Origin of the sequence: Eggerthella sp. BIOML-A4, from assembly GCF_009875575.1 — a bacterium.
In the GTDB taxonomy this organism is placed as follows: domain Bacteria; phylum Actinomycetota; class Coriobacteriia; order Coriobacteriales; family Eggerthellaceae; genus Eggerthella; species Eggerthella lenta.
Window position 1 is genome coordinate 1 of the sequence record NZ_WWRX01000023.1, and the last position, 24,015, is coordinate 24,015.

Annotated in this window: 24 protein-coding genes and 2 pseudogenes; 19 read left to right on the forward strand and 7 right to left on the reverse strand. The window is 61.8% G+C overall.

What is annotated here, in order from left to right; all coding sequences use genetic code 11:
- From GT613_RS14645 to GT613_RS14740, 18 genes and pseudogenes are all read left to right on the forward strand, one after another.
- On the forward strand, window positions 1-1,012 hold a 1,012-nt coding region (locus GT613_RS14645; protein ID WP_192935165.1), incomplete at its 5' end, for a lysozyme family protein.
- A gap of 5 nt (window positions 1,013-1,017) precedes the next feature.
- Window positions 1,018-1,602 carry a hypothetical protein gene (locus tag GT613_RS14650; protein WP_154270805.1) on the forward strand — a complete coding sequence of 195 codons (585 nt, stop codon included), beginning with the start codon at window positions 1,018-1,020 and terminating at the stop codon, window positions 1,600-1,602.
- Window positions 1,599-2,723 (forward strand): hypothetical protein, encoded by a 1,125-nt coding sequence (locus GT613_RS14655; protein ID WP_226844602.1) that lies wholly within the window; start codon window positions 1,599-1,601, stop codon window positions 2,721-2,723. The genes GT613_RS14650 and GT613_RS14655 overlap by 4 nt, the downstream gene beginning before the upstream one ends.
- A gap of 1 nt (window position 2,724) precedes the next feature.
- Complete coding sequence (locus GT613_RS14660) at window positions 2,725-3,234, forward strand: hypothetical protein (protein WP_015539638.1); 510 nt, start codon at window positions 2,725-2,727, stop codon at window positions 3,232-3,234.
- A 13-nt stretch (window positions 3,235-3,247) separates the two neighbouring features.
- Window positions 3,248-3,667 carry a TM2 domain-containing protein gene (locus GT613_RS14665; protein ID WP_161172710.1) on the forward strand — a complete coding sequence of 140 codons (420 nt, stop codon included), beginning with the start codon at window positions 3,248-3,250 and terminating at the stop codon, window positions 3,665-3,667.
- Between the two features lie 213 nt (window positions 3,668-3,880).
- A complete protein-coding gene (locus GT613_RS14670) occupies window positions 3,881-8,959 on the forward strand; it encodes an AAA family ATPase (protein WP_204987387.1) in 5,079 nt (1,692 codons plus the stop codon).
- Window positions 8,940-9,314: a TnpV protein gene (locus tag GT613_RS14675; protein ID WP_001140406.1), complete on the forward strand. Its 375-nt coding sequence runs from the start codon at window positions 8,940-8,942 to the stop codon at window positions 9,312-9,314. The genes GT613_RS14670 and GT613_RS14675 overlap by 20 nt, the downstream gene beginning before the upstream one ends.
- A 366-nt stretch (window positions 9,315-9,680) precedes the next feature.
- Window positions 9,681-11,600, forward strand: coding sequence for a tetracycline resistance ribosomal protection protein Tet(O) (tet(O), locus tag GT613_RS14680; protein WP_000691759.1), 1,920 nt, complete (start codon window positions 9,681-9,683; stop codon window positions 11,598-11,600).
- A gap of 51 nt (window positions 11,601-11,651) precedes the next feature.
- Window positions 11,652-11,825, forward strand: a complete 174-nt coding sequence (locus GT613_RS14685) for a cysteine-rich KTR domain-containing protein (RefSeq protein ID WP_011528024.1) — start codon at window positions 11,652-11,654, stop codon at window positions 11,823-11,825.
- Window positions 11,826-12,314: 489 nt separating this feature from the next.
- Window positions 12,315-12,617: pseudogene (locus GT613_RS14700) on the forward strand (sigma-70 family RNA polymerase sigma factor); the annotation flags it as partial.
- Window positions 12,602-13,481, forward strand: a pseudogene (locus GT613_RS15600) (DUF4368 domain-containing protein); the annotation flags it as partial. The pseudogenes GT613_RS14700 and GT613_RS15600, both read left to right, overlap by 16 nt.
- Window positions 13,482-13,578: 97 nt before the next feature.
- Window positions 13,579-15,111 carry a hypothetical protein gene (locus GT613_RS14710; protein ID WP_161172711.1) on the forward strand — a complete coding sequence of 511 codons (1,533 nt, stop codon included), beginning with the start codon at window positions 13,579-13,581 and terminating at the stop codon, window positions 15,109-15,111.
- Window positions 15,108-15,827, forward strand: coding sequence for a hypothetical protein (locus GT613_RS14715; protein ID WP_114516674.1), 720 nt, complete (start codon window positions 15,108-15,110; stop codon window positions 15,825-15,827). The genes GT613_RS14710 and GT613_RS14715 overlap by 4 nt, the downstream gene beginning before the upstream one ends.
- Complete coding sequence (locus tag GT613_RS14720) at window positions 15,824-16,744, forward strand: hypothetical protein (protein ID WP_015539663.1); 921 nt, start codon at window positions 15,824-15,826, stop codon at window positions 16,742-16,744. Before GT613_RS14715 ends, GT613_RS14720 begins: the two co-directional genes overlap by 4 nt.
- Window positions 16,741-17,049 carry a hypothetical protein gene (locus tag GT613_RS14725; protein WP_021409103.1) on the forward strand — a complete coding sequence of 103 codons (309 nt, stop codon included), beginning with the start codon at window positions 16,741-16,743 and terminating at the stop codon, window positions 17,047-17,049. The genes GT613_RS14720 and GT613_RS14725 overlap by 4 nt, the downstream gene beginning before the upstream one ends.
- Window positions 17,046-17,372 carry a hypothetical protein gene (locus GT613_RS14730; RefSeq protein ID WP_015539661.1) on the forward strand — a complete coding sequence of 109 codons (327 nt, stop codon included), beginning with the start codon at window positions 17,046-17,048 and terminating at the stop codon, window positions 17,370-17,372. Before GT613_RS14725 ends, GT613_RS14730 begins: the two co-directional genes overlap by 4 nt.
- Window positions 17,366-17,926, forward strand: coding sequence for a hypothetical protein (locus tag GT613_RS14735; RefSeq protein WP_147270999.1), 561 nt, complete (start codon window positions 17,366-17,368; stop codon window positions 17,924-17,926). The genes GT613_RS14730 and GT613_RS14735 overlap by 7 nt, the downstream gene beginning before the upstream one ends.
- A gap of 198 nt (window positions 17,927-18,124) precedes the next feature.
- Window positions 18,125-19,354, forward strand: coding sequence for a hypothetical protein (locus tag GT613_RS14740; protein WP_021409099.1), 1,230 nt, complete (start codon window positions 18,125-18,127; stop codon window positions 19,352-19,354).
- Between the two features lie 76 nt (window positions 19,355-19,430).
- Here GT613_RS14740 and GT613_RS14745 read toward each other — a convergent pair whose 3' ends face one another.
- Together GT613_RS14745 and GT613_RS14750 are read right to left on the reverse strand one after the other, a co-directional pair.
- The gene (locus GT613_RS14745; protein ID WP_035586669.1) at window positions 19,431-19,847 is read right to left on the reverse strand and encodes a hypothetical protein; all 417 of its coding nucleotides are present in this window, start codon (window positions 19,845-19,847) and stop codon (window positions 19,431-19,433) included.
- Window positions 19,848-19,873: 26 nt separating this feature from the next.
- Window positions 19,874-20,224, reverse strand: a complete 351-nt coding sequence (locus GT613_RS14750; RefSeq protein WP_009307222.1) for a helix-turn-helix transcriptional regulator — start codon at window positions 20,222-20,224, stop codon at window positions 19,874-19,876.
- A 137-nt stretch (window positions 20,225-20,361) separates the two neighbouring features.
- On the opposite strand from GT613_RS14750, the gene GT613_RS14755 reads away from it, so the two are divergent.
- Window positions 20,362-20,583, forward strand: coding sequence for a helix-turn-helix domain-containing protein (locus tag GT613_RS14755; protein WP_161172712.1), 222 nt, complete (start codon window positions 20,362-20,364; stop codon window positions 20,581-20,583).
- Here GT613_RS14755 and GT613_RS14760 read toward each other — a convergent pair.
- From GT613_RS14760 to GT613_RS14780, 5 genes are all read right to left on the reverse strand, one after another.
- Window positions 20,580-20,858, reverse strand: coding sequence for a hypothetical protein (locus GT613_RS14760; protein ID WP_009307220.1), 279 nt, complete (start codon window positions 20,856-20,858; stop codon window positions 20,580-20,582). The two genes, GT613_RS14755 and GT613_RS14760, sit on opposite strands and share 4 nt — an antisense overlap.
- Before the next feature lie 11 nt (window positions 20,859-20,869).
- Entirely contained in the window at window positions 20,870-22,147 is a 1,278-nt protein-coding gene (locus tag GT613_RS14765; protein ID WP_015539657.1) for a DNA polymerase IV, read from the reverse strand.
- A 347-nt stretch (window positions 22,148-22,494) separates the two neighbouring features.
- On the reverse strand, window positions 22,495-22,695 hold the full coding sequence (locus GT613_RS14770) for a hypothetical protein (RefSeq protein ID WP_009307218.1): 201 nt from the start codon (window positions 22,693-22,695) through the stop codon (window positions 22,495-22,497).
- A gap of 263 nt (window positions 22,696-22,958) precedes the next feature.
- Window positions 22,959-23,249 (reverse strand): hypothetical protein, encoded by a 291-nt coding sequence (locus GT613_RS14775; protein ID WP_021409105.1) that lies wholly within the window; start codon window positions 23,247-23,249, stop codon window positions 22,959-22,961.
- A gap of 94 nt (window positions 23,250-23,343) precedes the next feature.
- The gene (locus tag GT613_RS14780) at window positions 23,344-23,790 is read right to left on the reverse strand and encodes a hypothetical protein (protein ID WP_015539655.1); all 447 of its coding nucleotides are present in this window, start codon (window positions 23,788-23,790) and stop codon (window positions 23,344-23,346) included.
- Window positions 23,791-24,015: the final 225 nt, after the last annotated feature.

The window sequence follows — 24,015 nt, forward strand, 5'->3', positions numbered from 1 at the left end:
GGCCATGCTCGCGGCGCTCGCGCTCTGCGGGCTCGTCCTCTGCATGTGCGGCGCTGGCGCGTCCTCGACCCAGGCGAGGGCCGTCGGCCTGTCGGAGGAGGTGCAGGCGCTGAGGCCCTACGTGTCCTACTACATGCACCAGGAGGGCAAGGGGGAGTTCGTCGAGCTCGCGCTGGCGGTCTGCCAGCATGAGAGCGGCGGTGCCGGCTGGAAGATAGCCGACCACGACCCGTTCCAGTGCGCCGAGTCGACGGGGGCGTCCCGCCCGGGATTCCCCGATGCCGGCACTGTCGCCGACCCCGTGACGGGTGCGGACGGCGACGACTGGTGGTGCTCGGCCAGCGTCAAGCAGGGCTGCGCGTACCTGTCCGACAAGCTGCGGCTCTGGGGATGCGACGACCCTTGCGACCTCGAGGCGTTGAAGAACGTGCTGCAGACGTACAACTCGGGCCCTGGCTGGCATGCCTACGCGCTGTCCAACGGCGGCAGGTGGAGCGAGGATCTGGCGCGAAGCTACGGTATCGGCACGCCCAACTACCCCTTGCGCGTGCTGGAGCATTACGAGGTGTCCTACGGAGCGTCGGGCGACGGGGCGGCCGTGGCCGAATGGGTCAAGGCGCGCGAGAACAAGTGGCTGGTGTACTCCCAGGATGCGAGCCTGCGCGTGGATCCCGACAGGACGGGCGCCACCGACTGCTCGGGCATGTGCAGGGCGGCCTACCTAGCCGTCACCGGCATGGACATAGGCTGGTACACCGGCGACCAGTCGCTCGGAGGCAAGGAGATAGCCTCGGGGTCGAGAGGGCAGGGCGTCTCCGCCTCCCAGCTCGAGCCGGGCGACCTCGTGTTCTGCAACTTTAACGGGTACAACCCGACATGGGATCACGTCGAGATGTACGTGGGAGACGGGCAGCTGATGGGCATGGGCCACGCGCCCGGCCCCCATTACTCGGGGGATGTATCGAGCTATGTGGCGAACACTTACAACTGGCAGGTTAGGCGGTACTTATAGTGAAGATGAAGCACGACAACCTATGGAGGGCGAACCCCGACACGGCCGAGGAGATGGACGAGATCGAGCGCCGGCGGAAGCGGGCCATGCGCACGGCGATCACCCTCCTCGCCCTGGCCGTCGCCGTCAACGTCGCCGTCAACGAGTTCTCATGCGTCGGCCCGTCCCCTTCCAAGAGGGACGCCGCGCCCGCCGTCCAGCAATCCGCGCCGGACGACCGGGGGGGAGCGGGGCAGGCCGGCGCCGATGCGGACGGCGAGGAGCCCGCCTTGTCCTTGGACATCGCCCCCGATCAGGCCGAGGCAACGCGGGTCGACCAGGATGCGGTGCGCGCCGCGCTCGGGGCGTACTGCAAGGAGAAGGGCATCGAGGCGTCTCGCGCGTACGTTTCGGCCGTGCTCAGCTTCCCGTCGTCGACCGCCTCGTCCTACCTGGAGGTGGAGCTGCTGGATTCCGACGGCTCGAAAGCGGCCGACGTAGGCGTCGCCTACTCCCTGGACTACGGCACGTGCACGGTCGTCCCCTTGGAGTCTTTGACCGGAGGGTCTGAGAAGCCCGAGCGCATCGAGCGCGGGGGCGATGCTTTATGAGGCGCGCGCCGGCGTACGAGGGTGCCGTCGCTCCCGATCCCGTCATCAGCCATCTGTCCGCAACCGTAGATCGTGCAGCCCGGTGGAGGCGCGTGGTCTTCCGCACGAGTTTGGCGGGAGCATGCGTCCTGATCGCGATGCTCGCTATGATGATCCTCGCGGATACGGCCTACGGCGGGTGGATCGAGGATCTGACCGGCCTGTCGATCTCCGGCATAGTCAACAACTTCTTCACCGCCCTCGGCCTCGGCGACGGCGTGGCGGCGATAATGCAGTCGGCGTCCGACACCTGGCTGTCGCAGCTCGCGTCCTACAAGTTCGACGTGGACGCCTCGCGCGTCGCCGACGTCATCGCCGTCATCAACAAGGCGGCCGCGCCGGTGGGCGAGTCGCTCATCATGGTGTTCCTTTTCCAAGGGGTGTTCAAGAAGGTCACGGCGACCGACGGCAGCTTCATCCATGGGGAGGGGCTTTACGAGCTCGTGATGATGCTGGTCAAGTTCTTCTTGTACAAAACGCTGATCGACCTCGCGCCGCTGCTCATATACGGGATACTCCTCGCCGGCGACGGCATATCGAACGCCATCTCCCAGTACGCCCCGGGCGGGTCGGCCGGCGTGTCCTTCGACCAGGCGGCGCTGTCCGCGGCCGTCAACTCCGCTCTCGGGCAGACCGCCGGCGACGCCTCCGGCAACGCCGGCATAGCAGGGGCGCTCGGCTCCTACATCGGCAGCCTGCTCCTGCTCTACCTCGGCGCTCTCTTCTTCTGGGTGATGTCGATGATCGTGTCCTTCGCGGGCGAGGCCGTGATCCTGGCCAGGTTCGCCGAGGCGAGCGTGCTCACGGGATTCTGTAGCATTCCCGTGGCGTTCCTTCTCAGCGAGGAGTGGGCCGAGGCCGGCAGGATGTACTTCAAAGAGATCGGCAGCGCGGCCATCATGATCGCGGTCGTCCAGGCGGTCGTCATCATCACGCCCATGATCCTCGAAGGGGTGATCGTGACGTCGGGCGGCGACATCTGGCAGATCATCCGGGGAGGGCTCATCTACACGGCGACGCTGCTGGTGGTCGTGCTCGGTTCGACGATGACGACGTACAAGGTCGTCGGGAAGATGATGTGACATGAGGCATGGATCGAAGACAGCCGCCGTCGTCGCGCTCGCCGCGGCGCTCTCCCTTGCCGACGCCTCCCAGGCTTGGGCATGGGGGTACGGTGCGGCGCTGGGGCAGGACGGCATGACTCTCGACAGGCTCGTGAGCGAGGTGCTCAAGCCCATCGTGCAGCTCGCCGGGTACGTCCTCACCGCATTCGGGGCGTACCGGTACTTCCAGAACCGCTCGGACGACGGGCCCGCGGCGCGCCAGGCGCTCGGCATGCTCGCGACGGGAGGGGTCATGGTCGCCTTCACGGCCTACGACCTCGGCCGTGGGAGCCTGAACGGCTTCATGCGCGAGTTCGCCGTTCCGGGCCTGATCGCGCTCGGCACCCTTTGGATGATCAACGGCTTCTACGACTACTTCTTCCACTCGGACGACGCAGTGGCCGCGAAGAAGGGCCTGCAGGCCGCCGTGTCGGGCGGCGTCATGGCGCTTATGGGCGGGGCTTTCGGAACCATCTCGTTGGTGTACTAGATCGGAGGCGGATATGGGCGAGTGGGTCACATTGGCCGACGGGTCGAAGCTGTTCTGCCCGTACCCGTTGGAGCAGCGGCCGCTGCGGGAAGAGGAGTCCGAAGAGCCGAACTCGCAGAGCTGGCACGTCGCGCTCGCGCTCGCCAGCGTCCTGGGGTTCACCGGGGCGCACAGGTTCTATACGGGCAAGATCGCTACGGCAATCGTATGGCTGCTGACGGGAGGCCTGCTCGGGCTCGGCGCGCTCGCGGACGTGGCCGCCATCGCGGCCTCGCGCTGGAAGGCCGCGGACGGGACGCCGCGGCGCCGCAGGGCGGCCAAGGGGAGCCTCGCCGCCGCGGGGATGGCCGTCGGCTGGGCCTTCGTCGCATGGATGACGACCGCGGCGGCGGTCGCGTTGACGGCGCTCACGGTCGCGTTGATGGCGGCTTGAGAACCAAGGTATTGGAAAACTGGAAAACTTGAATAGTCGAGTTTTTGAAAAAAGGGAGAAAGACATGGCCGAGCACTACACAAAGGCATCGATAGGTGAGATAATGGCACCGTGCCCGAGCGCGAGCCATCTCCCAAATCCAGGCGGCGCGCGGGCGGCGAGAAGCGACACGGGACCGAAATCCCGGATTCACAACGGAATAAGGATCGAGCGATGAGCGCGCAGGGCGGCGCAACGGGATCCGTGCACGTGAACGTGTTCGGCGGGCCCGGCTCCGGCAAGTCGACGATGGCGTACGCCGTCGCGGCGGAGCTCAAGGCGCGCGGCTACACGGCCGAGTGCGTCGGCGAGGTGGTCAAGGACTGCATCTACGACGCGGCGCGCGGCGACCAGGAGGCGGCGCGCCTGCTGGACGGCAGCGTGGAGAGCCAGGAGGAGCTGTACCGCCGGCAGTCGGCGCGCGAGCGCCGGCTCGACGGGCTCGTGCAGTTCGTCGTGGCGGACTCGCCGGCCATCATGGGCCTCGCCTACCTCGCCCCCGACGCCGACGAGGACAGGGCGGCGAGGCTGGCGGCCCTCGCGCAGGACGAGTTCGAGGCACAGGAGTCGGTCAACGTGATCGTCGCCAGGGAGGGGGCGTACGACCCCCGCGCCCGGATACACGCCGAGGACGAGGCCGAGAGGATCGACGCGGACGTCCTGGCCCTTGTCGAGAGGGCCACGGCGGGGCGGTACGAGACGGTGGGCCGCGGCGACGCGGGCAAGGTTGCGGAGATGGCCGTCGAGCACGGCTTGGCAGAGAGGACCGGAGATGATGAACTACGACGAGCTTTACAGGGAGCTGGAGCGGGACGCCAGGGAGGCGGGCCTGGAGAAGGAGCACCTGGAGTGGCAGCTAGGCCTCGAAGGCTGGGCGAAGGATCCCGTGGCGGTGGCGATGCGCGACTGGCGCCTGCAGCACGCGCCGGAGACGCTGGAGGGCAAGAGCGAGGAGCAGGTCGGCAGGGAGATGGCCATGGTTCACCTGCTGGCGGAGTCGCGCAGGACGGCCGCCGCGCAGGCGTGGATGCGGTCCCCGCAGAGCTCCCAGGCAAAAGACGCGCAGCAGAAGGCGGCGCTGATGAACGCCGCCGCGGCGGCGGAGAACGAGGCCATGATCTCGGAGATACCGGACATAGCGATAAGCCTGTAGCGGCGCGGCGCCGGCCCTCCAGGCGCGGCAGGAAGGTGATGGAGGGCCAGATGTCGCTCGACCTGCTGTTCGAGCCGTCGGACGCCGCCCCCGTGTTCGAGCCGGCGTCGCCGGCCCCCTCGCCCGAGCGGGCGGCGCACGCCGCATCGCCGGAGAAGGGCACGGCGGCCACGGAGCCGTCCCGCCGTCCCATCGGGGACGCCTCGCCGGCTCCTTCCCGCACGAGGATCGCGCGGAACATCGAAGCGGTCATGGTCGCGAAGGAGCTCGAGCGCGAGGGCCGCGAGGCGACGCCCGAGGAGGCGGCCAGGATGCTCTCGTTCGTCGGGTGGGGCGGCCTCGCCGAGGTGTTCGACGAGACGTCGGACGCCTACGCGGCCGAGCGCGAGAGGCTCAAGGCCGGCCTCACGGAGAGGGAGTACGCCAAGGCGCGCGAGTCCACGCTCACCGCTTACTACACCCCGATCGAGGTGGCCCGCGCGGTGTGGGACTACCTCGCCATGGCCGGGTTCTCCGCCGGCAACGTGCTCGACCCGGCCGCCGGGACGGGCCGGTTCGCCGACGCGATGCCGGAGGGCATGGCCGGCCTCGCCAGCATCACCATGGTGGAGCCCGACCCGGTGTCCGCCCTGATAGCGCAGCACGCGCACCCCGGCATGGCCGTCCAGTGCAAGGGCTACGAGGCGACGACGCTGGCCGACGACTCGTTCGACGTCGCCGTCACCAACGTCCCCTTCGGCCAGTTCTCGGTCTACGACCGCCGCCATGCCGGCGAGGGGATGCTCGTCCACGATTACTTCTTCGCCAAGTCGCTCGACCACGTGCGCCCCGGCGGCCTCGTCGCGTTCATCACCGCCTCGGGAACGCTCGATAAGAAGTCGAGCTCCGCGAGGCGCGAGCTGGCGGCCAGGGCCGAGCTGGTCTGCGCGGCGAGGCTGCCCGACAGCACGTTCAGGGCGTCGGCGGGGACGACCGTGACGAGCGACGTCGTCGTGCTGAGGAAGAGGCACGAGAGGATCTCCAATGAGGAGGCCGCCGGCCTCCCATGGGTCGGTACGGTGGAGCATTCGGACGGCGTGCGGGTGAACCGCTGGATCGCGGAGCACCGGGAGGCCGTGCTCGGCGAGCTCGAGGTCGTGTCCGGCCCCTACGGCCCGCAGCTCGCCTGCAAGGGCGACTGGGCCGAGGCGGCCGCCTCCCTCGCGGGGAGGCTCATGGAACTCGCGTCCGGTTCCTACGAGGAGCGCCCGCTGCCCGCCGCGCGCGGCGGCGCGGCCGCCGCCGACTTGATCGAGGCCGACCCGTCCGTGCCGGACGGCTGCTACGGCGTCGTCGACGGCGCGCTGTGGTACCGCGAGGGCGACACCATGCGCCTCTACGGCGGGCCCAAATCGCAGGAAGCGCGGATCCGCGCCTTGGCGGGGCTGAGGGATCTTGGCAGGGAGTACCTGGCCCTGCAGTCGGCCGGGGCCGACGACGAGCCCATCGAGTCGGCGCGCACGGCCTTCAAGGCGGCCTACGAGCGGCTCGTGGAGAAGCACGGCCGGCTCAACGACAAGCCCAATGTCATTGCGATGCGGGGCGACGCCTACGCGCCGCTGCTGTCGTCGTGGGAGGATCCCGTCGACGGGGAGTGGGAGCCGGCCGCCCTGTTCGATCGGCGCACCGTCCGCCCGGTGCCGAAGCGGCGCACGGCGGCCGACGCCGCCGAGGCGCTCGCCATGTCCCTCAACGCGGTCGGCCGCGTCGACATGGGCTACATGGAGTCCGTATCCGGGCTCGCGCCCGAGGCCATCCGCGCCGGCCTCTCCGGCCGCGTGTACTACGACCCGGCCCTGTCGGCCTTGGTGACGGCGGAGGAGTACCTTTCGGGCAACGTCCGGGTCAAGCTCGACGAGGCGAGGCTCTACCGGGGGGACGAGGACATGGAGGCGAACGTCAAGGCGCTCGAGTCGGCCCTGCCGCCCGACGTCCCGGCCGAGGAGATCTCCCTCGAGCTGGGGGCGACGTGGGTACCGGCGGCGGTGTACGAGCAGTTCGCCTACGAGGTGTTCCAGCTGCCCAGGAGCCACAGGGTGGAGGGCTCCCGCGACCAGATCTCGGTCGCGTACTCGCCCGAGCTGTCCCAGTGGCGCATATCGAACAAGGGCAAGGTGTACGGCGCCAAGGTCGACCGGGTGTACGGCACCCGCGCGCGCAACGCCCTCGACCTCATGGAGGCGTCCCTTAACCTGCGCGACGCGGTGGTCAACAGGACGATGTACGACCCGGCCGCGCGGAAGACCGTGTCCGTCGTCGACAGGGAGGCCACCATCGCCGCCCAGTCGAAGCAGGACGCCATCGCCTCGAGGTTCCGTGACTGGGTATGGGAGGACGGCGCGCGACGAGCGGCCCTGGTCGCCGAGTACAACCGCCGCTTCAACTCCCTTGTGCCGAGGCAGTTCGACGGCTCGCTGCTGTCGTTCGAGGGGATGGCGGCCGACATAGAGCTGGCGAAGCACCAGAAGGACGGGGCCGCGAGGATCGTGTTCGGCGGGAACTCCCTGCTCTGGTACTGCGTCGGCGCGGGCAAGACCTACACCATGGCCGCCGCATCCCAGGAGCTCAAGAGGATGGGGCTTGCCTCAAAGCCGCTGTTCTCTGTGCCGAAGCACCTGGTAGGGCAGTGGGGCATCGAGTTCATGCGGCTCTACCCGCAGGCGTCGATCCTCGTGGCCACCGACGCCGACTTCGAGAAGGACAACCGCAAGCGCTTCGTGGCGCGCATCGCGGCGGGCGACTGGGACGCGGTCATCGTGTCCGAGACGCAGCTCGCCAAGATCCCGTTGCCGCCCGAGCTGGAGGCCCGCTACATCGAGGAGGAAAAGATCAGGATCGAGGACGCCATCGACCAGGCGAGGATGTCTGACGACGCCGCGAAGAGGCTCACCGTCAAGCAGCTCGAGGGGCGCCGGAAGCGCCTCGAGACGCGTCTCGAGAAGACGCGTAAGCACGACCAGGACGACATGCTCGACTTCACCGACCTGGGCATCGACCGCATCTTCGTCGACGAGGCCCACCACTATAAGAACCTGTTCACGGAGACGAAGATGCGAAACGTGGCCGGCCTGCAGGCCGGCGACAGCCAGCGCGCGTCCGACATGCTCTACAAGACGCGCTGGATCAACGAGCGGACGGGCTACAAGGGGGTCGTGTTCGCGACGGGGACGGCCGTGTCCAACAGCATGACCGAGGTCTACAACATGCAGCGCTACCTGCAGCCGCAGACGCTCGCGCTCGCCGGGCTGAACGGCTTCGACGCATGGGCGTCGATGTTCGCTCGGAAGACCACCTCGCTCGAGCTCAAGCCGGAGGGCTCCGGCTTCCAGGTAAAGACCAGGTTCTCGTCGTTCACCAACTTGCCCGAGCTCATCACGATGTTCGCCTCCGTTTGCGACGTCAAGACCGCCGCCGACATAGCGCTGCCGGGCATCCCGGAGGCGCGGCGCGAGAACGTGGCGCTGGAGCCGTCGCCTGAGCAGGTGCGCATGGTGGCGGAGCTCGGCAGGCGGGCCGACGCGATCAGGTCGGGATCCGTCGACCCGGCGAGCGACAACATGCTCGTCGTGACCAACGACGGTCGAAAGCTCGCCCTCGACCAGAGGCTCGTGATCCCCGACCTGCCGGACGGGGACTGGTCGAAGACCTCCGCGGCCGCGCAGAAGATCTGGGGCATATGGAGGGACAGCGAACCGGCGCGCGGCGTCCAGATCGTGTTCTGCGACCTGAGCACCCCGAAGCCCGAGGGCTTCAACGTGTACGACGACCTGCGGGGCAAGCTGGTCGACATGGGCATACCCGCGGGGGAGATAGCCTATGTTCACGACGCCAAGACGGAAAAGGCCAAGGCCCGTCTCTTCGAGGCCGCGCGCTCCGGCGAGGTGAGGGTGCTCATGGGCAGCACCCAGAAGCTGGGCGAGGGGACTAACGTCCAGACGAGGCTCGTGGCCCTCCACCACCTCGACTGCCCGTGGCGGCCGTCCGATGTAGGACGGATTTTGCGGACATTCAAAATAAAAAAGAATGTGGAGGTAACAGACAATGGCAAAGACAATTTTTGAGGAAATGGGCGGCAAATACGAAAGGCAAGGCGATTATTTAATACCGTGCTTAACTGTACCCGCCGAAGAAGAACAGCCGATAGGCATCTGGGGACAGCGGCATTTGGATTATCTGAAGCATCACTGCAAAGTTACATACACCAATCTTCTTACAAGCGGCAGACTTAACGCTTACCTTGCCGACATTGACAGACAGGCACAGGAACGCTTTGAAAGGCTCATAGAGGGTATGAAACAGGCACAGGGCATAACGGAACAGCTAAAGGCAGAAAACGCCTTAGAATGGACAGGATGCCTCAATAACATAAGGGCTTGTGCGAGGGAGATTGTGGAAAAGGAAATTATTTTTGCATAAACAGATGATTAGTGGCAGGGGGAAATCCTGCCGCTTTTTCTGCTTTAGTTTGTCAGCTTGACAAATAAAGGGTTAAGGAATATAATTAGATTCAGTATTATACAAGGAGTTAATAAATATGCGGCAAGGTATTCTTAAATAAACTGTCAATTTGATAGTGGGAACAAAAAGTAGCAGTCCCGTTTCACTTTTAATATGGGGCTTAGTTTTTTGTACCCAGTTTAAGAATACTTTTATCATGTAATTTTATATGCCCGAAAACATATAAGTGTTTTGGGGCTATTGGAGTTATTTACCCAGTGATAGGAGTATTTATCACTGGGTATTTTTATGCCCTTTTTTGGGTGTTGATAGGAGGAAAATCACATGAAAATAATTAACTTAGGCATTCTGGCTCACGTTGACGCAGGAAAGACAACATTAACGGAGAGTTTATTGTATACCAGTGGTGCAATTGCAGAACCAGGGAGCGTAGATAAAGGCACAACAAGGACAGATACAATGAATTTGGAGCGTCAAAGGGGAATCACTATCCAGACAGCAGTGACATCTTTTCAGTGGGAGGATGTAAAAGTCAACATTATAGATACGCCAGGCCATATGGATTTTTTGGCGGAAGTATACCGTTCTTTATCCGTATTAGACGGAGCAGTATTATTAGTTTCTGCAAAGGATGGCATACAGGCACAGACCCGTATACTGTTTCATGCACTACAGACAATGAAGATTCCGACAATTTTTTTCATCAATAAAATTGACCAAGAGGGGATTGATTTGCCAATGGTATATCAAGAAATGAAAGCAAAGCTTTCTTCGGAAATTATAGTGAAGCAAAAGGTTGGGCAGCATCCCCATATAAATGTAACGGACAATGACGATATGGAACAGTGGGATGCGGTAATTATGGGAAACGATGAACTATTAGAGAAATATATGTCAGGGAAACCGTTTAAAATGTCAGAACTGGAACAGGAAGAAAACAGGAGATTCCAAAACGGAACGTTATTTCCCGTTTATCACGGAAGTGCTAAAAACAATCTGGGGATTCGGCAGCTTATAGAAGTGATTGCCAGTAAGTTTTATTCATCAACGCCTGAAGGTCAATCTGAACTATGCGGGCAGGTTTTTAAGATTGAATATTCAGAGAAAAGGCGGCGTTTTGTTTATGTGCGTATATATAGCGGAACATTGCATTTGAGGGATGTTATTAAAATATCTGAAAAAGAGAAAATAAAAATCACAGAGATGTGTGTTCCGACAAACGGTGAATTATATTCATCCGATACAGCCTGCTCTGGTGATATTGTAATTTTACCAAATGATGTTTTGCAGCTAAACAGTATTTTGGGGAACGAAATGCTGTTGCCGCAGAGAAAATTTATTGAAAATCCTCTCCCTATGCTCCAAACAACGATTGCAGTAAAGAAATCTGAACAGCGGGAAATATTGCTTGGGGCACTTACAGAAATTTCAGATGGCGACCCTCTTTTAAAATATTATGTGGATACTACAACGCATGAGATTATACTTTCTTTTTTGGGGAATGTGCAGATGGAAGTCATTTGTGCCATCCTTGAGGAAAAATACCATGTGGAGGCAGAAATAAAAGAGCCTACTGTTATATATATGGAAAGACCGCTTAGAAAAGCAGAATATACCATCCACATAGAAGTCCCGCCAAATCCTTTCTGGGCTTCTGTCGGGTTGTCCATAGAGCCGCTCCCTATTGGAAGCGGAGTGCAGTATGAAAGCAGAGTTTCACTTGGATATTTAAACCAATCGTTCCAAAATGCGGTTATGGAGGGGGTTCTTTATGGCTGCGAGCAGGGGCTGTATGGATGGAAAGTGACAGACTGTAAAATCTGTTTTGAATATGGATTGTATTATAGTCCTGTAAGTACCCCCGCAGACTTTCGGCTGCTTTCCCCTATCGTATTGGAGCAGGCTTTAAAAAAAGCAGGGACAGAACTATTAGAGCCATATCTCCACTTTGAAATTTATGCACCGCAGGAATATCTCTCACGGGCGTATCATGATGCCCCAAGGTATTGTGCAGATATTGTAAGTACTCAGGTAAAGAATGACGAGGTCATTCTGAAAGGAGAAATCCCTGCCAGATGTATTCAAGAATACAGGAACGATTTAACTTATTTCACAAATGGGCAGGGAGTCTGCTTGACAGAGTTAAAAGGATACCAGCCAGCTATTGGTAAATTTATTTGCCAACCCCGCCGCCCGAATAGCCGTATAGATAAGGTTCGGCATATGTTCCACAAGTTAGCTTAACAGCTTGCAAAAGTCATATAAAATGAGATTTGAAAGGATTAGAGACTAATTATGATGAAATGCGAATGGATATTGTGTCCTGTTTGTGGGAGCAAAACCCGTAATAAAATTAGGAAGGACACTGTTTTGGAGAATTATCCCCTTTATTGTCCAAAATGCAGACAAGAAAGCTTGATTAAAGTTGACAACTTGAAGATAACTGTCATCAAAGAGCCAGACGCTTAAGACGCAGAGCCGATGAAATTGTGGAACAATTCACGAATCATCGGCTCTTTTTGTTTCGTATTTGAAAGAACAAACTCACCAAATAAAAAAAACGATATTCGGGTGGGTTATTTTGTTATACCCTAAATTACCCTCTGAATTTGTTTTTAAATTTGGAGGGATTTTTTTATGTTCTTTTTTCGGGCGGTTATTCATCTGCTCATACGAAGTAAAATTTATCAATACATAGCATATCAGAGAATGGCAGGAAACCAGTTAAAAAAATTTCTGCCAGTGCAGCGGTACTTCTCACCTTGAAAGTGGAAGTACAATCTCCATACAACAGAATTTGTATTTCCCATAACCGTGAAGGTCACAGAGCCTTTGCGGTTTTTCTTTTGTCGTTTTTTGTTGGAAAGTGCCGCAGGGCTGTTTCTGGTGTGCGTTGCCGCTCCCCGCCTCTCCATCTGGATTTTTACATTTCAAAAATTCAGATTGGAGGTATTAGCGGTGAAATACGCACCAAGAAAAGTATATATCAAAGAAAGCGGCGGCTATGTGGAACTGTCCTATACGGATTTCTGCCGCCGCAGGCAAGCCGACAAGGGATATATGGACAAGCTGTTTATCCCCGTCCAAGGTTGTCTGCTTGAAGTCGTAAGGGAGCAATATGCGGACTTCTACCGTGACAGGGAGCGGTGGCGTTACCTGCAAAAATTAGATGCGAGGAACAGCCTGCTATCTCTGGACGGATTTACGGACAGCGAGGGGAATCCTCTGGACTTTATCGCTGATGAAGCGGCGGACATAAGTGTGCGGACTGCGGCTATGCGATGCGGGCGGCGAGTGCCAACAGGAGGAAACGCCCCGACATCATCGACTGCGTACAATACACCTGCAATAATTATGGCAGATATGGCAATGTTATGTGTACCGCACACAGCATTGAAGCGAGGGACTTATTCAATGCCGTCCTTGCCGACATCAACCGCTTTGCGGATATGGCGGTCAATGATGAAAAGGCGGTCAGAGCCATAGAAAGGCGGCTCACGGAAACAGACCAGAGCAGGGCGAAATCATTAGAGAAAGAAAAGAAGAAGCTGAACAAACGCCTTGCGGAGCTTGACAGGCTGTTTTCCTCTCTCTATGAGGACAAGGTAATGGAGCGTATCACGGAGCGGAATTTTGAGATGATGTCGGGGAAATACCAGAAAGAGCAGCTTGAAATTGAAGCACGGCTGAAAGAGGTAACGGAAACGCTCAATGACAGCTATGAGAAATCGCAGGGCGTGAGGGACTTTCTATCCCTAATCCGCAACTATCAGGGGCTGAAAGAGTTGGACGCAACCATCATAAACGCACTCATAGACAAGATACTTGTTTCGGAACGTGAGAAACTTGCGGACGGGACAGTAAGGCAGGAAATCAAGATTTACTATAAATTCATCGGCTTTGTCGGTGAATTACATATCACACCCACAAAGCGGTGGACGGCGTTAAAGCCTAAAAATTGTACGGTGTGCGGTGTTGAATACGTCCCCAGCTCTGGAATATCAAAGTATTGTCCCGCTTGTGCTAAGAGGATACAGAGGGAGAAATCAAACGAGAGCAAACGCAGGAGTAGGGAGAGGAACCGAAGGGCATGTATTGAACTGTCCGCAAAAAATGACCGACTGACCTCGAGCAGCGGGAGGGGCGCATACTGCGCCAGGGCAACCGGAACAAGGAGGTCGGCATCTACCGGTACGTCACGAAGGGGACGTTCGACAGCTACATGTACCAGACCGTCGAGCACAAGCAGCGGTTCATAGGCCAGGTGTTCGGCGGATCCGGCGCAGCATCCCGCAGCGCCGATGACATCGACCAGGCGGCGCTCTCCTACGCGGAGGTCAAGGCGCTCTGCGCCGGGGACCCGGACGTGAAAGAGCGCCTAGAGTTGCAGAACGAGCTGCCCCGCCTGGCCAGCCTTGAGCGGGCCCACAGGAGGGACCAGGCGGAGCTCCGGCGGCTGCGCGACGAGGTGTGCCCCGCGAAGATAGCCTCGGCCGAGGAGGCGATCGAGAGGCTCGGGGGCGACGCCGCCACGGTGAAGGCGCGCAAGGGCCCCGAGGGCGGCTTCCCCGGCATGACCGTGATGGGGGCGTACTGCGAGAAGAGGACGGACGCGGCCGATGCGCTGAGGGCTGCGCTCGTGGCATGCGCAGAGTCGTACGGCGAGGCCCAGGTGGTCGGCTCGATCATGGGGCTGGACGTGACGGCGACGTTCCAGGCGGGCACGGGCTGCTTCCGCGTCGGCGTCGGACACGCGCCTGCCATGACCTTCGAGGGGGCGGACAGCGGGATCGGGGCGGTCACGAGGATCGAGCGAGAGGCGAGGAACATGGAGCGCTACGCCGCGTCCGCGGCCGAAAGGCTCGAGCGGGCCCAGGCGGAGCTTGCCGCCGCGAGGGAGGGCGTCGGGAAGCCCTTCCCGCAGCAGCGGCGCCTGCTGGAGGTAAAGCAGCGCCTCGCCGAGCTGGACGCCAAGATCGGCGAGAAGGGACACGATCCCTCCCTGGCCGCCGTGGCGGAGGCGAGCGAGATAGGAGGCGACCAGCTCTCGCTCGAGGACTCCGGGCTCGTGCTGTTCGACCGGGCGGAGCTGATCATGGTTAACAGGGGGATAGACAGGGGCTGGGACGTCTCGGTCTACGCCTACGAGGGGCTCGACGCTTCCGCCATGGAGACGGCGTCCTACTTCGCCACGCCCGTCATGGGGGTCGGCGCGGAGGACAAGGGCTTGAGATGGGACGGGATGGCGAAGGCCGTCGAGGCGGGGGAGGCCGCCTACGGGGCGGAGGACGTCAGGGGAGCGGTGCGCGAGGCCGTCGAGCTCATCGCCAAGTGCTCGGACGGGCTGTCCTCGTCGGACCAATGCCAGCTCGTAGAGCTGGCCGGATCCGTCGCGCTGCGCGGCGGGCGGCCGCTAGCCCTGGTCAAGTCGCTGGCGGCCGACCGGGACGCCAGCGAGGGCCAGCCCAACGGCATCGGGTTCTACGGGCTCGTGCGAAACGTCCGCGACGCTGCGCTGGCGTCCATCGACGCCGGCGGGGACTTCGTGGCCGTGGGGAAGGACGTCTCGAGGGCCATACTGGGCGCGAGCATGCCGTCGGCGAGGGCCGCCGGGAGCATCGCGTCCGACATCGCCACGCGCACGGCCGCATCGGCCGCGGAGAAGGGGCTCCGGTGCCCTGCCAGGCACATGCTGGCGAGCGGGGCCGAAGGGGCCGCCCGCGCCGCCGCCCCGTCCAGGGGGGCGGGGAGATGACGGCGTGGTCGCGAGCGGGCTCGTCCTACGTGTGCGAGTGCCGCCCGGGTTACGAGGCGGTCGTCGAGCTGTCGGGCGCGTGCGCGTACGCCGCGCCCTGGGGCACGGTCGAGCGGGCGGAAGGGGCCGTGCTCACCGTCGTGGAGCAGGCGACCGGCCTCGCCGTAGCCAAGCGGCTGAGGATAGCGGGGGCGACGTCACCTGGCGACGTCGACGACGTCGCCAGGAGGGTGTCCGATGCGCGCATCGGCGAGGAGGCGGCCAAGGCCGAGGATCTCGCGACCAGGGGATGGCACCTCGACGGGCCCGCCGGCATCCTCTCGGTGGCCGCGCGGGGATCGCGCGCCGCAGCGGAGCACCCGCTGTCGCTCGGCCGCCTGGGCGGCGCGCCGGGGGGCGCGCCCTGCTTCGCCGTCGCCTCGGCCGGCGGGGACGGCTACGCGGCGTCCTGGCTCCCGGACGGCGCCCTCGGCTCGGCCGCCGTGGAATCGGGCCCCTGCCCGACGCCGTCAGAGGCGCTCGCGCGCCTCGCCGAACGGCTCGTCGATCAGGGAATGCCGGCGGCGGGCGGCGAGGACGACGACCTCGCACGCTACGAGAGGCTCTACGCCGGCGACATGGAAACCTATAAGAGCACGAACCTGGACGAGCTCATAAGGGCGTGCCGTGCATCGGCGCGCTACGGGGCTGCCGAGAAGGGAGGCGGTGGGCGATGACGTCCTTGCCGACGACGGTGGCCGACGCCACGGCAGAGGCCGAGCGGGTCATAGAGGAGTGCCGGGAGGCCGGCGATGAATCCCGCCTGCTGTCCTGCATCGCGGCGACGGCAACGTACGATCCCGGCACGCGCCGGGTGAGGACTTACGGGCCCCTCAACGCCGCCCTGGCGTGGGCCCACGGCGCGGGATCCGGCTGGTGCCGTCCGGCCGAGGACTGGGAGAGGGACGGCCGCGCCGTCGCCAGGGCCGACATGGCCGTCCCCGTCCTCGTGAGGGGCGCCTCCGGGATGGCCCTCATGCGACGCTACCCGTACGAGGCGACCGAGGGCGACGGGGCGGTGACGGAGCCCGTATGCGGCCTCTCGTGCGACAGGCGGGCCGTCGAGGACATCCTGTCGTCGGGCGAGATAGACTGCGCCGGCGCGTACGGCATGGTCGAGGCGTACTTCGGCATGGGGGACGTCGTCGCCCCTGCGGGCGGGGGTTTGGGCCAGGAAGGGATGAAGGAAGTCATCGCGAGCTTCAAGGCGGCCGCCTCGGCGGTGCATCGGGCCTACGAGGGGAGGGGAGGCTCGTACCGGCCGAGGCGCATCGAGCCCGCAAGGCCCCTGCCCGTCCCGGCCGAGGTTCTCGCACCGTCGGAGGTGCTGGACGGCGAGGGCGTGCTGGACGCAGGCTGGGATGGGTACGTGCGCGTCGTGAAGCCCTTGATCAACCTGCTGGCCGCCAGCTACGCGAAAGGGGGCTACGACGCGGGGTGCGCCCTCGAGTGCTTCCGCGCCGCTGCAGCCGAGATCAAGGGAGGGGCGTCTGCGGAGGACGCGTGCGCGCTGATGCGGCGGTACCTGCCGGAGCTTGCCGAGGACTGCCAGCTCGAGGCGGAGATAGCGAGAGCGACGGAGGGATTGAGATGACGGTCGACGGGCTTTACTGGGATGAGGCCGGCAGGGCGGATGTCGGGATGATCGAGCCTGGCGACACGGTCTACTGCATATGCCGCGGCGCCGATGGCTTGTTTTCCGTCTCGAGCGGCGTATGCGTGGATCCGCCGGTCAGGTTCATCGACTTCGGCGACGGCGCGCAGTTCCTCGGCGTCGCCTCGACGGTCGAGCCGTCGGCTCTGCGCAGGTTCGGGCTCGTCGGTTCCGTGTTCGTCTCGAGGCGCGCGGCCGATCGCCGCGCAGCCGAGCTGAACGCGGCACGGGAAGGAGAAAGATGAGAAGAGGCATCGCAGCCGACGCGCCGCTTTCCGACGCCGGCGAGGAAAGGCTGTCGGAAGAGGATCGGAGGGCGCTCAAGATGATCGAGGAGCTCTTCCCCGGAGAATACCGCGCTGCGAAGCGCGAGGTGGCGGCAGCCATCGCGTCTGACGCGCCGTCGAGCTTGGGCGGGCTCGCGGCGATCCTGTCGCAACGGGGGAATCCCGACGGCGCGGTGCTGGCAGGGAGGATCGTCGAGGCGCTGCTCACCGACAAGGCGACGCTGATGGACGCGGCGAGCATGCTGTACTTCAGCGACGGCAAGGTGGTCGACGTATGGTGACGGTGCGGCGCGAAAACACAACATGCGATATTCGCGGAATCGGCGCGTATGGTATCATTGTCGCTCAGGAAAGGAACCAGGTGATGGATTCCGGCGGGACGCCGGGAACGAACCCCAAAAAAGAAAGAAACCGCAGACGGCGGTTTCGTGATATTGGAAGAGCTCTTTGTCGTTGCTCTATTATCGCTGACCGGGAGAGGTGTGTCAACCCCTCGGTTTGCTGCGTTGCAGGCAACCGCATCGGCTCGCAGCCGTCACGATTCCGCGCCGGACGACCAGAAGGCGCAATGGAACACAACCGCAGCACCACTACCTTCATCTTCAAAGCAAGCAGCCACCACGGGCTCTCGACCCCGTGGTGGCTGCTTGCTGCCTTTTCCGGCATGCGCCGGCCATGGGCAAAAAGCCCGGTCTGCGCAATCCGGAACCGCGTGGCCAACCAGGATGCGCGTCGATCGAGGATCTCGGCCGACCGTCCAGATTGGACAACATGGCGGTATTGCGGCAAAAGGAAGCTGAAAGGAGGTGATGCGGCAGGGGGAGCGACGGCTTAGGAAAACAACGAGGCCCCGGTTCGCCCCCGAGGCCCCTGCGGTTTCCGAAAACTCGAAAACCAAAGACTTTTGATAGAGGTGGATTGTACCACCCTTGGGTAGTTATATGCAAATCTGCCCCGGAAAGCCCTCATATCGCCCCATACGACGGCGTACGGGGCCGGTTTTCGAGAGTTGCCGAACCCGTGCCGCCAGGGCATGGAACGACCGATACGGGACATACAGCAGCACATAGATTACGTCGGCACGCTTGCCGAAGAAGAACCCGATCCCAAGACCCGCTGGCAGCTGCAGAAGCGCGTTGCGGCGAGCGTCTGGCAGAGGGACGCCAAGGCGTACTACGAGGAGCAGGGCGCGGAATTCTTTGATTTCGGGCAATGGCAGCTCGACCAGGCCTACGCGAGCTACCTCTACCACGAGTCCATCAAGCGATACCGCAAGCGGCAGGGCGACAGGCAGATCCTCGCGCGCCTCGACGAGCTGAACAACGTCCCGCGCGAGGACGGCGGGTACAAGGTCACGGGCGCGCGCCGCAAGGTCATCCGCGCGATCGTGGGGCTCGCCACGTCGAGCGGCGTGCTCTACTGCAGCTACGACGGCCTGGCGCGTGCGGCGCGCGTATCGCCGAGGTCGGCGCACTCGATCCGCGCGGAGCTCGAGCGCCTGGGCGTCCTCAAGCGCGTCCGCACGGGGGGCAGGGCCGAGGACGGATCGCGTCAATCGAACAAGTACATCGTGAAGTGGGACAAGCTGCGCGACATCCTCGGGATCGCGTGCTGCTATGCGTCCAATTGGCATGGAGAGCTCCAGAGAACAGTTGAGCGCAAGCCCTTCCATAACGTGTACTACAACTACGAGGGATACGCGCACTACAGCAAGTCGGCGCGCCAGAAGCGCCGCGAGCGCCAGCGCGCTCGCGAGCATGCGGCGCTCGCGGCGCAAGCGCCGAAAGTGGATAACCATGTGGAGAAAAGCGCACCAGAAAAAAGGACGAAGGCCATGGGGCTTGAAAACGAAGCTAGTGATCAGGGTTTTTGCGCACTAACCGATCTTAAAGAGCGTAAAACATCTAAAATCCTTCAACCTGTGAGATCTCTCCTGTCCTATTGCCGCCGCATTGTGGAAAAGCGTACGCCGCTCCGCGGCTCCTCGGACGCCCGCCACGAGGGCGGGATGCCGGAATCGCTGCGCGATACCTTGGACAACCGCCCTGCGGGCGGCACAACCTGGTGCTTCGACGTCTCAAAGCTCTCCCAAACATCCCTACAAAGACTCGGCCGAGTGGCACCGGGAAGGATCGTACCCCTCTTGGCCGAGATCGACCAGATGACGCGCAGCAACCCTTCGCTCGAAACACCGGAGGACATGCAATGGCACGCCGAGGAGCTCCTGCACATCCTCGCAGATGCGGACGGCATCCCCCGATGACCGAAAGGCATCGGCCGCATCGGCACGGCTTCGCCGTGCGGCAGTGAAAAAATGATCTGCCTCCCGGTGCCGGCAGTCAAGGGGAATTTGGGAATCCTTGCCTGCCCTCTGTCTTACCGACCGAACGGATCCCAACCGCCCGGCGGCTCGACGCACCTCGCCTGGCTATAACGTTGTGGATGGCGGCCTCGATGTTCGATGCCGCGTCGCCCCCGAGCCCAGCAATCAAGAGCGCCGAGCGTTCGGCGATCGCCTCTATCAGGAGCCCGCTGTCGTTTCGATCAGCGCTGCAGGCGGGGCTCGCGCCTTTCTCCGGTCGAGGCGGCCGGATCGCCCCGGATCTCGCCTGCAGGGCCATCCTGCCTATCTCCCTATGCAGGATCGATTCCACTACGTAGACGTCGGCCTCGTCTCCGTACGGCGCGAAGAGATCGTCGGCCGCCTCGACGATCCGGTTGAGGGAATCTGGGATATGACCTGCGCTTAGATTCAATTCGCCAACCCGCTACTGCTCGCTTTTCATTGTGTCTTCGGACCGCCCTCGCCGCGCAGCTTCGCCCTCGCGGCGTCGCTGTAAGGATTGCTCATGTGATGGAGGTTCTTCGGCACGCTGATGTAGACCCCCTCGCCGATGCTCGCGATCTCATCGTCCGGCACGAAGCCGAGCACGTCTGCCACGTCGCATCCTTCGACGCCGAGCGCTCGGAGCGCCTTGATGAGGGCGTCGATCGTAGTCCCCCTGTAGGCGACCACCTTCCCCGTTTTCAACCTGGATACGTTGACGTTCGTTATCCCGGTCGCAGCTGCTATCTTGTCGAGGGATATGCCGTGCTGCAGCATCAGCGCCTCGAGCTTCACGACTATGGCCATGGGCTGTTATCCATGGCAGGCCTTGCGGATCCTGGGTCCACGAGTCGCTCCTTTCGCGACTATTTCATTTCCTTGCTGAGTGCTAAACATTATATATATTGAATAAATCATTGCATATAACAAATGAGAATGGGGGAATGGATGACGTAGAGCTTAACAAGCGAAGGAAGCGACTTGGGAATGCCGTCCGCGTCGAGCGGGTGGAGCAGCGGCTATCCCAAGAACGCCTGGGCCGGATGGTCGGCACCAACCAGACCTACATCAGCCTGCTCGAGGCAGGCGAGATAAACGTGACGTTCGACAAGCTGTGTCGCATCGCGGAGGCCTTGGAGGTAGAGGTGTCCGACCTGGTGCGCTAGAGTGCCCCGGCGTTGCCGGGCACGATCTCCTCTACGTACCATCGGCCGTCGTCGCTATGCCAAAGGTGCTTTGTCCTTCCGCAGATCTCAACGGTATAGCGGATCCCGTGGCCGCCGACCTTCATGCTCGCCGCGCGCCTCGATTCGAGCACGCGATCCACGACAAAGCATCGTCCGTCTCCCCAGTAGATCGCCAGCGGTCGCTGGCGGCCGTCGGGGTCGATGTCCACCACGGCCTCCACGTAGGTCTTCTTGCGGCTCTCGATTCCATGCATTTAGCAGCTCCTCACGAGTGGAAGAAGCTGACGGGGTGGACGGTGTTGTCGGCCTTGGCGTCGACGCTGGCCGCGCCTTCGTCGACGAGCTGCGCGCCCCATACGACGCACTTGTTGCCGTAGCGACGGCGCAGGTCGTCGACGGAGGCGTCGAGCTCGCGCATCTCGGTGCGGCGGGGAAGCGGGTCGAAGAGCGACGCCTGCAGGTCGGCGTCGGCAGGCTCGAGGTCGGAGGCGCGCACGTGGATCCCGCGCAGGGGATGGCTCGCGTCTAGCGGCTCAAGCTCGCGTAGGAGGCCCCAAGCGGCGCGCGCTACCTCGAGCGTCACGTCGGTGGCCACCGGCAGCTTGCACTGGCGCGATCGGGTGCAGAGGTCGTCCGCGGCCCTTGCGCCGACCGACACGGTGCGGGCCCTGGCGCGGCCCTCGCGCATGCGCTGGGCGACGCTCTCGGCGAGCATCCAGACGTACGCCTTGGCGGACTGCGGGTCGCATATGTCCCTGGGGGCCGTGAGCCCGTTGCCGTAGCTCTTGATCTCGCGCATGACGTCGGCGGCGTCCCGGTCGTAGGGCTTGACCTCGGTAGCGTCCTGCCCGCGCGCGAAGCCGCGCAGCACGAACCCCATCTTGCCGAGCCTGTTGCGCAACAGCTCGTCCGAGGCGCACGCGAGCTGGCCTATCGTGTCGATGCCCGAGGAGTGCAGCTTGCGCTCCGTGGCGGGCCCTACGTAGAGCAGGTCGCGCACAGGGGCCTGCCATACGACCTCGCGGTAGTTCTCCCGCGTTATCACCGTGACGGCATCGGGCTTCTTGTAGTCGCTGCCGAACTTGGCGAAGATCTTGTTCCACGACACCCCGACCGACACGCTGATGCCGAGCTCGGCGACCATGCGCTCGCTTACCTCGCGGGCTATCTCGGCGGGGGAGAGCCCGAGGCACCGGCGGGTGCCCGTGACGTCGAGCCAAGCCTCGTCGGGTCCGAAGGGCTCTACACGGTCGGTGTAATCGTAGTAGATCTCCCTGGCTCGCCGCGACACGTCCATGTAGAGCCGGTAGTCAGGGGGCACGACGACGAGGCCGGGGCATGCCTTCCGCGCCTCCCACAGCGCCATCGCGGTCTTGACGCCGGCGCGCTTGGCTATGAGGTTCTTCGCGAGCACGATGCCGTGGCGCGCCTCCTCGTCGCCGCCCACCACGACGGGCTTGCCGCGCAGCTCGGGCCGTGCCTGGCACTCGATCTGCGCGTAGCAGCAGTTTATGTCGCTGTGCAGGACGTCGCGGTCTGGCATGATGACCTGTTACCTCCGTAATAGAGAACAAATGTTTGATACAATTGTAGGCCCGCATGGGTGCCGGAGGCAATCGAACAGTTTGTGGAGTGTTTGGGATCCTAGCCGCTCCGGCTCTCGTTGAGGCGCTTTCGGATGCCGTCGTGGATCGGGTTGCTCATACAGTGGAGCTCTTTCGGCAAGCTGACGTAGACGCCTCTTGCGATCGTGTCCAATTCATCGTTCGGTACGTAGCCGATCGCATCAGCCCTTGGAGTGGAAATATGGGAGCTGTTCGCACCTGCAGATGTTGTCGATGAGGTAAGAAAGGGGAGGGGCCGGTAGGGTATCGCTTCCTCGTCGTGCGGTCAGTAGGCCTCCTCGCGCTCGCAGGGAAGGTCGAGCCACACTCCGTAGTAGCGCTCCTTCACCGTGTCCACGTACTCGCCGTCGTACTCTATCGTCACCAAGCGCACGTTGTTCATTCCCACGTATCCACGAACCTTGGTCTTGGCATCGCGCTCCGGAGTCCCATGGTAAAACTCGCGGTTCGTCATCTTTCCGGGCATTCCGATCCCCTCTTCCGATGAGTGCATTTTCTGTCATGTAATATGATCGGAGCATGTAGTATCATTTTTAAATATGGCATCATTTTGAAGAACAGAGCCTTTGGTCGAGCCCCTGCGCTCCCCGTGTTCCCATAGTCTCGGCTTCCCAGACTGACGGCATGTCGGATACGCGCACCGTCGCCATCCTGCCGCTCTCCCCAGGGCGCAGATTCAGAAAACCGTGGAGATCGAGCGGTATCTTGATCAACGCAGATTCTCGTTCGTCATCGATTTTCTTGCTCATGCACCTGGGCGATATGTGTGCGCAAGGAAGGGTAGTCGTCCAGATTTCCAGGATCTCTCCTTCCACGGGTGTGCAAGTATCGCGCGGCCGTGAGGAAGAATGAGGCCGTGGAAAAGACGGATCCGACTGCGAACACGAGCAATAGGAGCAGCATGTGAGGAAACAAAGGAAGACTCCATCCGCTGTTGGCGACGAGCATGTAGCCGATGGCGATCGTCCCCATCCAGAATACGAAGGCGCTCATCGATGCCTCGACCAATTCTTTCTTCACAGGTGCTTGCCCTCTCCTCGTCATTCTTTCCATTCCCATGTCTCCTATCTACCGCCATGCCACGCATGATCGTAATGGCGTCCCGCTTCAAGTGTCAGCGCACGTGCACGAGCAGCGGACACAGCGGCTTCATGCCTTTCTTCTTGCGGCCTGCGTTCAAGCGCTCGGCCTCTTCAACCGCCTTCTTGATCGAATTGAGCCTGCGGAAATACGTTGTGCGCTTCAAGCCGAGTTGCCGCATCCCTTCTTCTACCGAATGGTTCTGCTGCCATGCAAGGTACTCGGCGCAGGTAGTCTCATTATTAAATATGGAATCATGTGGGAGCACCACGCCCTTGCTCGGACGGCCTGCGCGCCGCGTCCTCATGGTTTCCGCGTCCTGGACGTCCGGCATGTCGGACACGTGCACCGTCGCCGTCTTGCCGCTCGATGAAACTGCGCAATCGACCTTGATTCCCAGCTCGCGGGCAATGGACATGAAGTGATCGAATTCCTCTCGCCTGAACCCGCTTGCAGTAAACGTGCATTCGGTTGGATGCATATCCAAACGCTCCGATCTCGCAATTAATTATGGGACTAGCATACGCGATTAGAGTTCGAATTTCAATATTAAAATTGGGACGGCCGTGCGAAATTGATAACACATATTATGTAAACTTAGGCTAACTTTTTACGCGCAGCGGCCTTCGCGTTGATTGAATTCTCGTAAGTTAACGTTTATGCAGATCAGAGGGCTGTTTACTTCTACCTTTTCAATTTCGAGGTC

Bases quoted from the DNA above. Each gene is read 5' to 3' on its own strand.
- GT613_RS14650 (WP_154270805.1), top strand. From the start codon at position 1,018: ATGAAGCACGACAACCTATGGAGGGCGAACCCCGACACGGCCGAGGAG.
- GT613_RS14655 (WP_226844602.1), top strand. From the start codon at position 1,599: ATGAGGCGCGCGCCGGCGTACGAGGGTGCCGTCGCTCCCGATCCCGTC.
- GT613_RS14660 (WP_015539638.1), top strand. From the start codon at position 2,725: ATGAGGCATGGATCGAAGACAGCCGCCGTCGTCGCGCTCGCCGCGGCG.
- GT613_RS14665 (WP_161172710.1), top strand. From the start codon at position 3,248: ATGGGCGAGTGGGTCACATTGGCCGACGGGTCGAAGCTGTTCTGCCCG.
- GT613_RS14670 (WP_204987387.1), top strand. From the start codon at position 3,881: ATGAGCGCGCAGGGCGGCGCAACGGGATCCGTGCACGTGAACGTGTTC.
- GT613_RS14675 (WP_001140406.1), top strand. From the start codon at position 8,940: ATGGCAAAGACAATTTTTGAGGAAATGGGCGGCAAATACGAAAGGCAA.
- GT613_RS14685 (WP_011528024.1), top strand. From the start codon at position 11,652: ATGATGAAATGCGAATGGATATTGTGTCCTGTTTGTGGGAGCAAAACC.
- GT613_RS14710 (WP_161172711.1), top strand. From the start codon at position 13,579: ATGTACCAGACCGTCGAGCACAAGCAGCGGTTCATAGGCCAGGTGTTC.
- GT613_RS14715 (WP_114516674.1), top strand. From the start codon at position 15,108: ATGACGGCGTGGTCGCGAGCGGGCTCGTCCTACGTGTGCGAGTGCCGC.
- GT613_RS14720 (WP_015539663.1), top strand. From the start codon at position 15,824: ATGACGTCCTTGCCGACGACGGTGGCCGACGCCACGGCAGAGGCCGAG.
- GT613_RS14725 (WP_021409103.1), top strand. From the start codon at position 16,741: ATGACGGTCGACGGGCTTTACTGGGATGAGGCCGGCAGGGCGGATGTC.
- GT613_RS14730 (WP_015539661.1), top strand. From the start codon at position 17,046: ATGAGAAGAGGCATCGCAGCCGACGCGCCGCTTTCCGACGCCGGCGAG.
- GT613_RS14735 (WP_147270999.1), top strand. From the start codon at position 17,366: ATGGTGACGGTGCGGCGCGAAAACACAACATGCGATATTCGCGGAATC.
- GT613_RS14740 (WP_021409099.1), top strand. From the start codon at position 18,125: ATGGAACGACCGATACGGGACATACAGCAGCACATAGATTACGTCGGC.
- GT613_RS14750 (WP_009307222.1), bottom strand. From the start codon at position 20,224: ATGGCCATAGTCGTGAAGCTCGAGGCGCTGATGCTGCAGCACGGCATA.
- GT613_RS14755 (WP_161172712.1), top strand. From the start codon at position 20,362: ATGGATGACGTAGAGCTTAACAAGCGAAGGAAGCGACTTGGGAATGCC.
- GT613_RS14760 (WP_009307220.1), bottom strand. From the start codon at position 20,858: ATGCATGGAATCGAGAGCCGCAAGAAGACCTACGTGGAGGCCGTGGTG.
- GT613_RS14765 (WP_015539657.1), bottom strand. From the start codon at position 22,147: ATGCCAGACCGCGACGTCCTGCACAGCGACATAAACTGCTGCTACGCG.
- GT613_RS14770 (WP_009307218.1), bottom strand. From the start codon at position 22,695: ATGCCCGGAAAGATGACGAACCGCGAGTTTTACCATGGGACTCCGGAG.
- GT613_RS14780 (WP_015539655.1), bottom strand. From the start codon at position 23,790: ATGCATCCAACCGAATGCACGTTTACTGCAAGCGGGTTCAGGCGAGAG.